This window comes from Curtobacterium sp. MCJR17_020 (assembly GCF_003234365.2).
GTDB lineage: Bacteria > Actinomycetota > Actinomycetes > Actinomycetales > Microbacteriaceae > Curtobacterium.
The window spans coordinates 571,743-585,675 of sequence record NZ_CP126260.1 but is presented as its reverse complement, the minus strand read 5'-3'; the positions used below and the strand labels follow the sequence as shown (position 1 = coordinate 585,675).

Genomic DNA, 13,933 nt, shown 5'->3' with positions numbered 1-13,933 from the left:
CGTCAGGCGCCGGCGCCGAGCAGGTCGTGCCGGACGACGATGGCGTCGCGGCCCGGACCGACACCGATCGCGGAGATCCGCGCGCCGGACATCGCCTCGACCGCGAGCACGTAGTCCTGGGCGTTCTTCGGCAGGTCGTCGAACGAGCGGGCGCCGGTGATGTCCTCGGTCCAGCCGGGGAACTCTTCGTACACGGGCTTCGCGTGGTGGAAGTCGGACTGGTTCACGGGGACCTCGTCCACGCGCACGCCGTCGACCTCGTAGGCGACGCACACGGGGATCGTCTCGAGCCCGGTCAGCACGTCGAGCTTGGTCAGCACGAAGTCGGTCACGCCGTTGATGCGCGCGGTGTACCGGGCGATCGGGGCGTCGTACCAACCACAGCGGCGCGGACGGCCCGTGGTGGTGCCGAACTCGAAGCCGTTGGCGCGCAGGAACTCGCCGGACTCGTCGAACAGCTCGGTCGGGAACGGACCGGCACCGACGCGGGTCGTGTACGCCTTGACGATGCCGATGATGCGCTCGAGCTTGCCCGGGCCGATGCCGGAACCGGTCGCGGCGCCACCGGCGGTCGCCGACGACGACGTCACGAACGGGTAGGTGCCGTGGTCGACGTCGAGCATGGTCGCCTGACCGGCCTCGAACAGGACGGTGTCGCCACGCTCCAGGGCCCGGTGGATCTCGAGGGCGGTGTCCGCGACCATCGGGCGCAGGCGCTCGGCGTAGGACAGCAGCGACTCGACCACTTCTTCGGCGTCGATCGCGCGGCGGTTGAAGACCTTGACGAGCAGGTGGTTCTTCTGGTCGAGGGCCGCTTCGACCTTCTGGCGCAGGATGTTCTCGTCGAAGATGTCCTGGACGCGGATGCCGACGCGGTTGATCTTGTCGGCGTAGGACGGACCGATGCCGCGACCGGTGGTGCCGATCTGGCGCTTGCCGAGGAACCGCTCCGTCACCTTGTCGATGGTGCGGTGGTAGTGCGTGATGAGGTGGGCGTTCGCCGACACGAGCAGCTTCGAGGTGTCGACGCCGCGGGCCTTCAGCGCGTCGAGTTCCTGGAACAGCACCTCGAGGTCGACGACGACGCCGTTGCCGATGATCGGCGTGACGCCGGGCGTGAGGATGCCGGAGGGCAGCAGGTGCAGCGCGTACTTCTCGCCGCCGACGACGACGGTGTGGCCGGCGTTGTTGCCGCCGTTGAACTTCACGACGTAGTCGATGCGGGAGCCGAGGAGGTCGGTGGCCTTCCCCTTGCCCTCGTCGCCCCACTGGGCTCCGATGATGACTGCTGCGGGCATCTGGTTCTCCTCACGTTGGCGGAGGACCTCACGCGACCAGGCGGGCCGGTGGTCCACCCGAGTCTATCGGACGGTCACCTCCGCGCCACCTGGCGCGTGCCCGAGATGGTGACGGCTGACGGGCGCATTCCGCTCAGCGGCGACGCGAAGCGTTGCGCGGGGCGCGCCGACCGAGCCCGCGAGGGAGGGGTGCCAGCTGGCACCGTGCCTCCCGTCCGTCAGTTGCGCGCGAAGCACGCGCCGCGCGATCAGGCGCGGAAGAAGTCTTGGTACGACGGGTCGCCGACGGGCTGCGAGTAGCCGGGCTCGGCGAGACGCTGCTCGATCATCGCCTGGACGACGTCGGGCGGGGTGAGCCCCCGGCGGCGCCACTCGGTCGGGTTGGCCCGGAGCTGGCTCAGCGTGTTCTGCATGCTGCAACCCTGGCACCGAGTAACTAGTTTGTCTAACTACCTGTCCCGAATCCGCGTTCTCGCATGCGCCGGACGAACAGAAGACGCCGGATCCGCACTGCAGATCCGGCGTCTCCTGTTCGTTCAGTGGCGAGGACGCCGCACTACTTGCGCGACACCTTCGCGGTCGACTTGGACGTCGCGGTGCCGTCCTTGTAGCCCGAGGCGTGCGCGGTCACCTTGACGGAGAACTTGTGTCCCGCGTCGGAGGTGCCGAGCTTGTACGTCGCAGCGGTGGCCTTCCCCACGACCTTGCCGTCGCGGAGCCACTGGTACTTGTACGTCGCCTTCGTCGTGCTCCACTTGCCGTGGTTGGCCGACAACTTCGAGCCGACCTTCGCCGTCCCGCTGACCGTCACCTTGCTGCCCGCGGCGAGCGCGAGCTTGGGCGGGGTCACCGAGATGGTCGACGTGCCGGCCTGCTTGCCCGACGCGTTGCCGAGGTGCAGGAGCAGCACGGTGGCCTTCGTGACACCCGAGGCCCGGGTCACCCGGAGGACGCCGGAGTCGGCGAACAGGACGCCGGTGCTGCGGCCCTGCGCGAAGGACAGTGCCGGCTTCGACGGGTCGAACGAGGCGCTCTTCGTCTCGTCCACCACGGAGGAGCCCGTGGTCGCGGCACCCGGGGCGTACGCCGACTCGGTCAGGACCGAGTAGGTGAACTTGCCCTTCGCGCCGATCAGCGCACCCGTGGTCGTGAGCACCTTCACCGAGCTGTCGAAGGTGTTGACGTCCTGGCCGGGTGCCCCGCCGTTCAGCGGCTGGACGTCGACGACCGGGTCGACGTCCGGGTCGTTCAGAGCAGCCTTGGCCAGGTCGATCGTCGTCGCGAACGTCGCGTCCACCGCGGCGGACTTGGCGTTGTAGACCAGGTAGTCGGGCTCGCCGTCACGGTTCGTGTCGATGAGCACCTCGACGTTGGTCACGGCGCCGGGGTCGGCGTCGGGACCGGCCGTCTGGATGCCGAACGCGATCGTGTCCGAGGCCTTGTCGTAGCTCGCGCCGTAGGAGCGGATGTCCGCCGCCTGCAGCGACTGCTTCGCCGCACCCGCCGGGAACGACTCGACCGGGTCCGTCCCGCCGAGCACGAACGGTGCGACGGCGGCGTGGTAGCCGGTCGTCAGGCCGCCCTGGTCGACCGTGCGTCCCTTGAGTGTCAGGTCGGCCGACTTGCCCGGGCCGGTGAAGGCGACGGTGGAACGACCCTGCACGGAGCTGACGGGCTTCGGTGCGAGGTACGCACCGACGCGCAGCGGCACCGCGGTCGTGTCGGTCGGCGTGAACGCCACGATGCCCGAGGCTGCGGTGACGAACTCGCGCTGGTAGCCCTGCTGCACCGACTCCTGGGTGGGGTCGATGACGCGGCGGAGCTTCGTCGGGTCGGCGATCGAGAAGGTGAGCTTCACCGTCGCGGTGCGGTTCGCCGGGACGGTGACCCGCTTCGTGTTGAGCGCGAACGTCACGCCGGGCTGCGACACCTGCGGCTGGTAGGCCACGTCGTAGGTGTGCGCGACGCCGTCGGTGTTCGCGATCTGCAGGGTGCGGCTCTCGGTCGTCGCGCTCGAGACCTCGACGACACCGAACGAGGCGGTGACGAGCAGGTCGTTCTCGACGCTCCGGACGGTGGTGCCGGCGGTCACGGCCTGCAGGGCGTCGACGCGGCCGGTGCCCTGCCGCAGCAGGGTCGCCGATCGCGAGCCGTCCTTGACGTCGTGCGTCGCCGTGTTCATGAGCGCCGCCTTGACCTGCGGGGCGCTCCACTCCGGGTGGGACTGGAACGTCAGCGCCGCGATGCCCGCGACGTCCGGCGTGGCCATCGAGGTGCCGCTCATCGACATGCGGCCGTCACCGGTGCCGTTGGCCGCCGAGATCACGTTGACCCCGGGGCCGGCGATGTCCGGCTTGACGATGTCGTTGAACGACCCGTGCACGCCCCGGCTGGTGAACGCGGCGAGCGTGTTCACGGCCTCCGGGTCGGTGGCGAGTTCGAAGCCCTTGAGCTCGTCCGCGAATCGCACGTGCAGGGTCCCCGCCTTGGCAGCTGCCTGGAGGCTCGTGGCGGCGTCCAGCGTCAGCTCGGCTCCGGGGATGGTCGCGTTTCCGGCGATGCCCGAGTCGAAGGTGTTGATCGTGCCCGCGAGGAGCACGCCGACGCCGCCGGCGGCCTGGACGTTGTTGAAGCGCACACCGGAGCCGCACTCGAGCGCGCCGTCCGTCCACTTCAGCCAGACGACCTTGCCCGCGATCTTCGCGGCGTCGGCGGCGCTGAACGCGGCGCAGCCGTCGATGTTGCTGGTCGGGACGACGACGTCACCCTCGACCGGCAGCGTGCCCGTGAAGTTCTGCGAGTACTGCGACCGGTAGGTCTTCGCGACGTTCGCGGGGGCCGTGGCCTGCACGCCGTCGTAGAGCGACTGACCGGTGGCGCTCGCGGCGACGGTGAGCGCACCCTCGGCGTTGCCCGGCGAGCCACCGATGTCGGTGAAGTCGTCGGCGTTGCCCGAGGCGATCACGGGCAGGACGCCGCGTGCGGTCAGCGCGTCGATCTTGGCGTTGTCGGGGTCGTCCGGTGCGCCGTAGTCGGAGCCGAGCGACAGGTTCAGGACGTTGATGTCCTTGCCCTCGGTGAGCGCCTGGCCCACCCAGTCGAGCGCGGCACCCGTGACGTCAGTGGAACCGCCGCCGTCACCGAACACCTTCAGGGCGTAGAGGCCGGCCTCGGGCGCGGTGCCCGGACCGATCCACATGTCCTGCACCTGCTGCGTGGTGAGCTTGGTGTAGTCGCCGTCGAACTGCTGCTTGTCGGCAGTCAGGCCGTAGCCCGCGATCGAACCGGACACGTGCGTGCCGTGGTCGCCGCCCTTGCCGTCGATGGGGTTGTCGTCCGGAGCCGGCACCGGGTCGTAGCCCTCGGCGTCCGGGTCGGCGTTGTACGTCGCACCGGCGAAGTCGTACCCGCCGAGGAACTTCGACGCGTCGTACAGGCTGGGGTCCGGGGCGCCGGAGCTCGCGTTCGCCAGGGCCTGCTGGTAGGCCGCGGTGGTGCCGGGTCCGCCGAAGTCCGCCTGCGTGTAGTCGAGGCCGGTGTCGAGGACGGCGACGTTGACGCCCTTGCCGGTGTGCCCGGTCTGCTGCCAGGCGTTGAGCGAGCGCGTGTAGACGTCGCTCGCGGCGTTCTTCGGCGAGACGCCGTCGGCGCCCGGCTTCACGAGACTCGGGTCCACGCCGGATGGAGCGGCGCTCGCGTCGGCGTTCACCGTCGGCTCGACGATCTTCTTCGGCGTGAGCGGGATGATGCTCTCGACGTCGGAGCGCTTCGCGATGTCCTGCAGCGCGGAGACGTCGGCGACGACCGCGACACCGGGGACGGTGTACTCGGTCGAGTAGAGCTCGGTCGAGTCGGCATCGGCGCGCTTGACGGCTGCGCGGACGGCCGCGGTCGTCGACTCGATCGCCTTGACGCGGCTCTTCGCAGCCGAGGACTGGGTCCGCGACTTGGTGAGGTCACCGCCCTTCGCGGCGGCGTCCACCTCGAGGGCACCCTGGCCGGTCGTGCGCACGAAGGCGGCGACGGTCTTGGTGGGCTTGGCGTCACGCAGCGGTGCGGAGAGCTTCAGGTCAGCCACCGACACCCCGGTCAGAGCTGCGGAGGCCGCGCCCCCGACTGCGAGGCCGCCGCACGTCAGGGCCACGGCGGCGATGCCGGCGGTCAGGACGCGCATGATGCGATGGGAGTTCGGGGTCGGGTTCGGGTCGTGGTTCGGTGTTGCACGGTTCAAAGAGGGCACTCCAGGCTCAGTCCGTGGTTCGCATGAGATTGCTGTGAAGTTATGCGCTTACATTCAGAAAGGGCAGTCCGCACTTTGGGGGACACCCCCGTTCGAGGGCCGGTCTTCCTGTTAAGTTGCACACACGTGTGCACGTTATTACGATGGAGTTCGTGACCACTGCTTCCCACCCCGCACGCGCACCCCGCCGCGACGCGACCGAGAACCGGGCGGCCCTCCTCGACGCGGCACGGACCTGCCTGCAGCGCGATCCGGACGCCTCCATCGAGACGATCGCCGCGGCCGCCGGACTCTCGCGCCGCGCGGTGTACGGACATTTCCCGTCACGGGACGACCTCGTGCGCGAGGTCGTGACCTCCGGTGCCGCCCGCATCGCCGCGGCCATGCCGACCACCTCGGACCTGCAGGAGCTGCCGCCGGCCGCCCGGCTCGCCGCGATCGCGGTGACCCTCTGGACCGAGGTCTCGCACGTCCGATCCATGGCCCGGGTCGCCGTGCGCAGCCCCTTCGCCGAGCCCGTCGCCGAGGTGTTCGCCCCCCTGCGCGCCCAGGTCCGCCAGGCGTGCGCCCTCGGGATCGCCGAGGGCGCCATGCGCGACGACGTCGACCCGGCCACCCTCGGACGCCTGGTCGAGGGTGCGTGCATCGCCGTCCTCGACGAGGCGACCCGATCCGGCACCCCGGACGAGGCGGGACGGCGCATGGTGGTGCTGTCGGCGCTCGGCATGGCCGGCATCGACTGGCGCACCGCACTGCTGTCCGAACCCGCGGCCCCGGCCACCGGCTCCGCTGTCTCCCCCGTGAAGGACCCCGCATGACGCTCGAACTGGACCACGTCGGCATCGGCGAGGAGCCCGGCGCGGCACTGCCCGTCGTCTCCGCCGTCGCCGCGCCCGGACACCCCGGGGTCGTCGCCGTCGAGACCGAGCAGGCCCCCGTGCTCGCCTCGCTCGTCGCCGGCGGCCGGATGCAGCCCGACACCGGGCGGCTGCTGCTCGACGGGCACGAGGACGCCGCCGCCGTGCGCCGCGCCTTCGCCCTCGTCGACACCCCGGGCGTCGCCGAACCCTTCCCCGTGATGACCGTCAAGCAGATCGTGCGCGAGGAACTCGCGTTCGCCGCACAGCGCCCCTCGCGCGACCACGTCGACACCGTGCTCGAGGAACTCGGCCTGCGGCACTACGCCGACACCCCGGTCCAGCGGGTGCCGACCGCCGTGCGCGTCCGACTGCTCGTCGAGCTCGCCCTGCTCCGCGACGGCGTGACCGGCCTCGTCGTCACCGCGCCCGAACGACACGGCGGCGCCGTCGAGGAGTGGTTCGCGGTCCTCCGCGACGTCGCCCGACGCGGTACGACCGTCGTGCTCGTCACCTCGAAGGCCGCAGCCGCGACCGTCGAGACGCTGCTCGACACGATCGACGCGACCGACGCGTCCCAGACCGAGGGTCCCGACGACGCGGCCCTGTCCGACGGAACCGAGCCGGGCCTCCCGTCCGGCCCTTCCGTCACCGCAGAATCCGCAACCGTCCCGACGGAGGCAACCCCGTGACCACCACCTCGCTCGTCCGCGCCGAACTGGCGCGGCTCACCGCGACCCCGCTCGCACGACTGGCGTTCATCGCCCTGATGATCGTCCCGCTGCTCTACGGCGGCGCCTACCTGTGGGCGAACCGCGACCCGTACGCCAAGCTCGACCAGATCCCCGCGGCGATCGTCAACCTCGACGCCGGCGCCACCCTCGACGGGGACCAGGTCGACTACGGCACCGACGTCACGAAGGAGGCGATCGACGGCGCCGACTTCAAGTGGACGAAGACCAGCGCCGCCGACGCACGCTCCGGCGTGCGGAACGGCACCTACGACTTCGTCGTCACGATCCCGCACGACTTCTCCGAGCACCTGGTGTCCGCGCAGTCCGACGACCCGACGCAGGCGAAGCTCGTCATGACGACGGCCGACACGAACTCGTACCTGGCCTCGACGATCGCGGAGCAGGCCGGCAAGACGATGCGCACCGCCGTCGCCGAGCGCGTCGGCAAGCAGGCGGCGAAGACCCTGCTCGTCGGGCTCGCCGACGTCCGCGACAGCCTGGGCGACGCCGTGGACGGTGCCGACCAGCTCGCCTCCGGTACCGCGAAGGCGGACTCGGGGGCTCGCAAGCTGGCGGACGGCACCGGCAAGTTGTCGTCCGGCGCGGCGGAGCTCGCGTCCGGCACGGCGTCGTTGCCGTCCCAGACCGCGCAGCTGGACAGCGGGGCGCAGCAGGTTGCCTCGGGTGCTTCCACGCTCGCCTCCGGCCTGGCGGGTGCGCAGCAGCAGACGGCGGCGCTGCCGTCGCAGACGCAGCAGTTGAACGACGGGGCGCAGCAGCTCCAGACCGGGCTGCACCAGCTCCGCGACCAGACGGCGACCCTGCCCGCGGACTCGGCGACGCTCGCGGCCGGTGCATCGAAGGTCGCCAGCGGCAACGCCGACCTCGCCGACCAGGCCGCACCGTTCATCGCGGGCGTGCAGCGGATCTCCGCGCAGTCGCCGGAACTCGTCGCCTCGCTGAAGCCCGTCGTCCAGGCGTCCACGGTGCTCACCGCTGACCAGAAGACCGAGCTGTTGGCCGCGCTCGACACGCTCCAGAGCGGGAGCGCGGACCTCGGCGCGGGCGCTGGAGACCTGTCCACCGGCCTCCAGTCACTCAAGACCGGCAGTGCCGCGGTGTCCTCCGGGGCGTCGCAGCTCGCCGAGAAGGCTCCGTCGCTGACGAGTGGCATCCAGCAGCTCTCGGACGGCTCCGACACGCTCGCCGCCGGGACGTCGAAGCTGGCCGCAGCGGCGCCGACACTGACCTCGGGCATCTCGTCGGCGGCGGACGGGGCGTCGACGCTCTCATCGGGTGCCTCGAAGGTCGCAGACGGCACGTCTGCGCTCGCGTCCGCGGCCCCCACGCTGTCGTCAGGTGCTTCGTCGCTCGCCACGGGCGCTGCCTCCGCCGACAAGGGTGCTTCGTCGCTCGTGACCGGGCTGGACAAGCTGAAGTCCGGGTCCTCGAAGCTCGCCGCGTCGCTCGACGAGGGCCGTACGAAGATCCCCGCGTCGAACGCCTCGGAGCGGGAGTCGCAGGCCTCGGTCATCTCCGACCCGGTGAAGGTCGGGGACGACAACGTCGCAGCCGCGTCGAACTACGGAGCCGGCCTCGCACCGTTCTTCATCTCGCTCGCGGCCTGGATCGGCATGTACGCGCTGTTCCTCATCCTCAAGCCGATCTCGAAGCGGGCGATCACCGCGGTGCGGAAGCCCCTCGCGGTGGTGTTCGGCGGCTGGCTGACCCCGGCGCTGCTCGGGTTGGTGCAGATGGTCGCGCTGTTCTTCATCGTGCGGTTCGCCCTCGACCTCAACGTGGTGCACGTCGGCGGCACGATCGGCATCATGGTGCTGGCCTCGGCGACCTTCGCGGCGATCATCATGGCGCTCAACGTGCTGCTCGGGTCGGTGGGACAGTTCCTCGGCCTGGTGCTCATGCTCGTCCAGCTCGTCACCGCCGGCGGGACGTTCCCGTGGCAGACGCTGCCCGGACCGTTGGCGGCGCTGCACTTCGCGCTGCCGATGACGTACTCGGTCGACGCGATCCGGCAGACGATGTACGGCGGGAACCTCGGCGCGGCATGGTCCGACGCGGGCGTGCTGCTCTGCTGGCTGCTCGGGGCGCTGCTCGTGTCCTTCGTGGTCACGGCGCGGCAGACCCGCTCCCGCACGCTGCGCGACCTGCGCCCGAGTCTGATCGGGTAGCGCGCGCGGGCGCCGGGCGCGCGCCGCTTCGTGAGCAGAAATGGTCGGGTGGCGTCATGCCACCCGACCATTTCTACTCACGAAGTGCTGCGCCCGAGGGACAACGACACCATCTCGCCGCCGAGGAACCGCAGGTCCTCCGGCGGCAGGTCCGCCCGAGTGTCGGGGTCGAGCGCGCGGGACGCGTCGTCGCGGGGGACGAAGCCGATCGCCTCACCCGCGGTCAGGTCGGCCGGCGACCCGGTGTTCCGCGACAGCGCCCAGACGACGTGGTGCCCCGGTTCGCGCAGGTCGACGGTCGCGAGCACCAGGCGTGCCAGGTCGTCGGGCGAGCTCCACATCAGGAGCGCTCGCGACGACGACGGCTGCTCCCCGAACGCCCCGATGCGCGCCGAGACGATCGACATGTCGTACCGGTCGGCGAACAGGCTGCCGAGCAGTTCCATCCCCGCCTTCGTCACGCCGTAGTAGGTGTCCGGCCGCGGCAGTCGGTCGCCCGGCACGCTGCCCGGCTCGTCGAGCGGCTCGGGGACCCGGCCGACCGCGTGGATCGAGCTCGCGAGCAGCACCCTGAGCACCCCGGCTGCCGCCGCCCGCTCGAGCACGTTCTTCGTGCCGGTCAGGTTCGCCGCGAGCAGGTCGTCCCACGCGGCCTCGGTCGGGATGCCGGCCAGGTGCACCACGGTGTCGACCCCGGCGAGCGCGTCGTCCAGCGCAGCGGAGTCGTTCACCGAGCCGGAGACGAACCGCTCCCCGGCGGCCACCGGGTCGTCGGGCGTCCGTTCGTCGAGCAGGACGAGGTCGTGTCCGGCCGCCAGGAGCCTGGGTCGGAGAGCCGTCCCGATGCGTCCTGCGGCCCCGGTGATGAGCAGCGTCGCCATGCCGCGGACGCTACCCGCGGCGCGCAAGCAGTTCCCTCAGGTGGTCGACCACAGCGTGACCGCCCGTGTCACGCCGCCCGCTACGATCGACGGACGAACCAACGGAGGTCGAAGCGCATCATGGGAGACGGCAAACCCGCGACCATCTACGACGTCGCCGCGCGCGCCGGGGTCTCGAAGTCCCTCGTCTCCCTGGTGCTGCAGCGCTCCCCCCGGGTGAGTGACCAGCGCCGGGCCGCCGTGCTCACGGCGATCCAGGAGCTCGACTACCGGCCATCCACTGCCGCGGTGTCCCTCGCCGGCACCCGGAGCCGCACCGTCGGCGTGGTCCTCGACGACTTCCGGAACCAGTGGTTCGTCGACCTGCTCACCGGGCTGCGCGAGGCCCTGCAGGACCAGGGCCACCGGCTCGTCGTCGCGGACCGGTTCCTCAACACGGGGCTCGACGCCTCACCGGTCGAGGGCTTCCTGTCCATGCGCGTCGAGGGCATCGTCATCGCCGGCGAGCCCGACACCGACCTGGCGATCCCGGCCTCGATGCCGGTCGTCATCGCCGGCGGGCGCGTGTCGATCCCCCGCGCGGACACCGTGGCGAACGACGACCGGGCCGGCGGCGGGATGGCCGCGGAGCACCTGCTCGCGCTGAGCCACACGCGGCTCGGCTTCGTGGGGGCGAGCTCGGCGGCGTCGAAGGAACGCCGAGCAGGGTTCGAGGCCACCGTCGCGGCCAGTGCGGGTGCGAGCGTCGCCGTCGTGGTCCTGCCCGGCGAACCCACCGAAGAGGCCGGATCCCGCGCCCTCGGCGCCCTGCTCGACGAGCACCCCGACGTCACCGCGGTGTTCGCCGCCAACGACGTGATGGCCCTCGGAGCACTGTCCGAACTCGCCGAACGCGGGCTCCGGGTCCCCGAGGACGTCTCCGTGATCGGCTACGACGACACCCCCGTCGCCGCCACGCGCTACGTCGGCCTGACGAGCATCGACGACCGCAGCGTGGAGATCGGCCGCGGCGCCGGCGAGCGCCTGCTCGCCCGCATCGCCGACCCGGGGCTGGCCGCCACCGAGTCCCTGGTCGAGCCCCGCCTGGTCGCGCGCCGCACGACCGCCCCGCGCTGACGCGGCTGACGGGAGGCCCGTCCCACGCCCGCCCCGCCCGCTTCGTGAGCAGGGATGGTCGGGTCCAGGGCCCGTACCCGACCATTTCTGCTCACGAAGCGTCCGGCAACTTCGCGTGCTGCACGATCCACGAGTGCATGACGATCGCGGCCGCCGCCGAGGCGTTGATGCTCCGCGTCGACCCGAACTGCGTGATCTCCAGGTGCCCCGATGCGCCGGCCACCGCGTCGTCGGTGAGCCCGGGACCCTCCTGGCCGAACAGGAACACGCACCGCTCCGGGATCGCCGCGGTCTCGATGCGCTCGGCGCCGGGGGTGTTGTCGATCGCGATCACCGGGCGCTGCTCCTCGGCCATCGCGGCCAGGAACGCCTGCACGTCGGGGTGGTACCGGACGTGCTGGTACCGGTCGGTCACCATCGCGCCGCGCTTGTTCCAGCGCCGCCGCCCGATGATGTGCACCGTGCCGGCCAGGAACGCGTTGGCGCTCCGCACGATCGACCCGATGTTCAGGTCGTGCTGCCAGTTCTCGATCGCCACGTCGAACGCGTGCCGGCGGGTGTCGAGCTCGGCGACGATGGCGTCCATCGACCAGTACCGGAAGTGGTCGAGCACGTTCCGCGAGTCCCCCGCCGCCAGCAGCTCCGGGTCGAGCCGCGGGTCGTCGGGCCAGGGTTCCGGGTGCGGGCCGACGCCGTTCGTCGTCAGTTCGTGCGACGGTTCGGGCGCAGTGGTCACCGCACCAGCGTACGGCCGGGCCGTGGCCCCGCAGCGCCCGAGGCGCGCCTCGCACCGTGCGACGACCGGTGGGAACGGTGCGAGGTTCCGCACACGGTGCAGGGCCGGGCGCCTCGCACCGAGTACGGAACCTCGCACCGAACACGACGACGGGCGCCGGGCGCCGGGCGCCGGGCCGTGCGAACCAGGGGTCAGGCGCCGCCGGCGACGCGCGACTCGATCCCGGCGATGAGGACGTCGAGCCCGAGCGCGAAGCGAGCGTCGTACGAGTGCTCCCCCAGGATCTCCGCCACGAGGGTGTGCCGCTCGGGACGCCCGGTCTCGGCGTCGCCCCGCCCGATCTGCACCGAGGTGTGCCCGACCACGAAGTCGTACACGACGAAGAACGAGTACATCGCCTCGGCATCGGACAGCCCGGCAGAGCGGAGCGCCCCGACGACCTTCGCCACGACGGCGTCGGACTCGGTGGACACCAGGGCGCCGCGGCGGCTGTGCGACTCGAGCACCAGGGGGTGGGTGCGCATCAGGTCGCGGAACGTCGTGGCGAACACCCGGACGACCGCGTGCCACTCGTCCGGCCAGACGAAGGTGGCGGTGAACTCGTCGACCGTGCGGCGCACGAGCTCGGCGTGCAGGTCGTCGAGGCCGCCGATGGTCCGGTGCACGGTCATCGGTGCGACGCCGAGCCGCACGCCGAGCGCACGGAACGACAGGCGGTCGAGGCCGTCCTCGTTCGCGATCGCCGTCGCGGCGTCGATCACCTGCTCGCGGCTCAGCACGTTGGGCCGTCCGCGTCGCCGCCGCGGTGTCGCCTCGACCAGATCGGGAGCCGCTTCCAGGTCCGGCACCGCGGCAGGGCGGGGCGTGGCGGTCGGGGATCCGGGTTCGACGAGCACGGCGGGTTCTCCTTGATTCGGTACGTGTCCCGAAAACCCTAGGGCAAAGCCGAGTGGCATTCGGTGACTCGACCATCTCGGGTCCGGAGCCGACGCGCAAGAGCCGATCCGTGCCTCCCGGCCTTCTCCGAGCCGACACCGAGCCGAGCCGGGCCGGCCCGTCGGCCGTGCGCAGTAGGGTGAGCCCATGGCGACCCGCGACGACGTCGAGTGCTGGCTGACCGACATGGACGGCGTGCTCGTCCACGAGAACCAGGCCCTCCCCGGTGCCCCCGAGCTCATCCAGCAGTGGCTCGACGAGGGCACCGAGTTCCTCGTCCTGACGAACAACTCGATCTTCACGCCGCGTGACCTCAGCGCCCGGCTCCGGAGCTCGGGCCTGCACGTCCCCGAGGAGCGCATCTGGACGAGCGCCCTCGCGACGGCTGACTTCTGCAAGTCGCAGATGCCCGGCGGTTCCGCGTTCGTCATCGGCGAGGCCGGCATGACCACCGCCCTGCACGAAGCCGGGTTCATCATGACCGAGACCGCTCCCGACTACGTCGTCGTCGGCGAGACCCGCAACTACTCGTTCGAGGCGATCACCAAGGCCGTCCGTCTGATCCGCGACGGCGCCCGCTTCATCGTCACCAACCCCGACGCCACCGGCCCGTCGGCCGAGGGCGTCCTGCCCGCCACGGGTGCGATCGCCGCGATGATCGAGAAGGCCACCGGCAAGCAGCCGTACGTGGTCGGCAAGCCGAACCCGATGATGTTCCGCTCGGCGATGAACCGCATCGGCGCGCACTCCGAGAACACCGGCATGATCGGCGACCGGATGGACACCGACGTGCAGGCCGGCATCGAGGCGGGGCTCCACACCGTCCTCGTGATGACGGGCATCAGCGACCAGGCCGAGATCGACCGTTACCCGTTCCGTCCGAGCGAGGTCATCTCCGGCGTGCACGAGCTCGTCCGCACCGCACCCTTCGAGGTCGAGCTGTAGC

Annotated in this window: 11 protein-coding genes; 5 read left to right on the top strand and 6 right to left on the bottom strand. The window is 71.3% G+C overall.

Going from position 1 to position 13,933, the window contains the following annotated elements:
* Nucleotides 1–2 precede the first annotated feature (2 nt).
* From DEJ14_RS02835 to DEJ14_RS02825, 3 genes are all read right to left on the bottom strand, one after another.
* Complete coding sequence (locus DEJ14_RS02835) at nt 3–1,298, bottom strand: adenylosuccinate synthase (protein ID WP_111086193.1); 1,296 nt, start codon at nt 1,296–1,298, stop codon at nt 3–5.
* A gap of 248 nt (nt 1,299–1,546) precedes the next feature.
* Nucleotides 1,547–1,711, bottom strand: a complete 165-nt coding sequence (locus tag DEJ14_RS02830) for a hypothetical protein (RefSeq protein WP_159573348.1) — start codon at nt 1,709–1,711, stop codon at nt 1,547–1,549.
* A 143-nt stretch (nt 1,712–1,854) separates the two neighbouring features.
* Complete coding sequence (locus DEJ14_RS02825; RefSeq protein ID WP_111086152.1) at nt 1,855–5,472, bottom strand: S8 family peptidase; 3,618 nt, start codon at nt 5,470–5,472, stop codon at nt 1,855–1,857.
* 218 nt (nt 5,473–5,690) lie between these two features.
* On the opposite strand from DEJ14_RS02825, the gene DEJ14_RS02820 reads away from it, so the two are divergent.
* Genes DEJ14_RS02820 through DEJ14_RS02810 form a run of 3 tightly spaced genes read left to right on the top strand, consistent with a single transcriptional unit; the run spans nt 5,691 to nt 9,318 of the window.
* Nucleotides 5,691–6,356 carry a TetR/AcrR family transcriptional regulator gene (locus DEJ14_RS02820; protein WP_111086194.1) on the top strand — a complete coding sequence of 222 codons (666 nt, stop codon included), beginning with the start codon at nt 5,691–5,693 and terminating at the stop codon, nt 6,354–6,356.
* Nucleotides 6,353–7,087, top strand: coding sequence for a P-loop NTPase family protein (locus DEJ14_RS02815; protein WP_111086153.1), 735 nt, complete (start codon nt 6,353–6,355; stop codon nt 7,085–7,087). The genes DEJ14_RS02820 and DEJ14_RS02815 overlap by 4 nt, the downstream gene beginning before the upstream one ends.
* A complete protein-coding gene (locus DEJ14_RS02810) occupies nt 7,084–9,318 on the top strand; it encodes a YhgE/Pip domain-containing protein (protein ID WP_111086154.1) in 2,235 nt (744 codons plus the stop codon). Before DEJ14_RS02815 ends, DEJ14_RS02810 begins: the two co-directional genes overlap by 4 nt.
* Nucleotides 9,319–9,395: 77 nt before the next feature.
* Here DEJ14_RS02810 and DEJ14_RS02805 read toward each other — a convergent pair whose 3' ends face one another.
* Nucleotides 9,396–10,199 carry an NAD-dependent epimerase/dehydratase family protein gene (locus DEJ14_RS02805; RefSeq protein ID WP_111086155.1) on the bottom strand — a complete coding sequence of 268 codons (804 nt, stop codon included), beginning with the start codon at nt 10,197–10,199 and terminating at the stop codon, nt 9,396–9,398.
* Between the two features lie 120 nt (nt 10,200–10,319).
* Between DEJ14_RS02805 and DEJ14_RS02800 the strand changes: the two genes are divergently transcribed.
* Complete coding sequence (locus tag DEJ14_RS02800; RefSeq protein ID WP_111086156.1) at nt 10,320–11,315, top strand: LacI family DNA-binding transcriptional regulator; 996 nt, start codon at nt 10,320–10,322, stop codon at nt 11,313–11,315.
* 91 nt (nt 11,316–11,406) lie between these two features.
* Here DEJ14_RS02800 and DEJ14_RS02795 read toward each other — a convergent pair whose 3' ends face one another.
* Complete coding sequence (locus DEJ14_RS02795; protein WP_111086195.1) at nt 11,407–12,051, bottom strand: TrmH family RNA methyltransferase; 645 nt, start codon at nt 12,049–12,051, stop codon at nt 11,407–11,409.
* A gap of 191 nt (nt 12,052–12,242) precedes the next feature.
* Nucleotides 12,243–12,947 (bottom strand): TetR/AcrR family transcriptional regulator, encoded by a 705-nt coding sequence (locus DEJ14_RS02790; RefSeq protein WP_181437601.1) that lies wholly within the window; start codon nt 12,945–12,947, stop codon nt 12,243–12,245.
* Nucleotides 12,948–13,134: 187 nt separating this feature from the next.
* On the opposite strand from DEJ14_RS02790, the gene DEJ14_RS02785 reads away from it, so the two are divergent.
* Complete coding sequence (locus tag DEJ14_RS02785; RefSeq protein WP_111086157.1) at nt 13,135–13,932, top strand: HAD-IIA family hydrolase; 798 nt, start codon at nt 13,135–13,137, stop codon at nt 13,930–13,932.
* Nucleotide 13,933 lies beyond the last annotated feature (1 nt).